General features: G+C 53.2%; 1 rRNA gene. It reads right to left on the reverse strand.

The window, feature by feature from the left end:
• Positions 1-216, reverse strand: a 16S ribosomal RNA gene (locus H6A27_RS15000); the annotation flags it as partial.

Here is a 216-nt window from a genome sequence, read left to right on the forward strand (position 1 = left end):
CCACATGTTCCTCCGCTTGTGCGGGCCCCCGTCAATTCCTTTGAGTTTCACCGTTGCCGGCGTACTCCCCAGGTGGGATACTTAATGCTTTCGCTTGGCCGCTGACTGTATATCGCCAACAGCGAGTATCCATCGTTTACCGTGTGGACTACCAGGGTATCTAATCCTGTTTGATACCCACACTTTCGAGCATCAACGTCAGTTACGGTCCAGCAG

Source organism: Bacteroides caecigallinarum, from assembly GCF_016902295.1.
GTDB lineage: Bacteria > Bacteroidota > Bacteroidia > Bacteroidales > Bacteroidaceae > Phocaeicola > Phocaeicola caecigallinarum_A.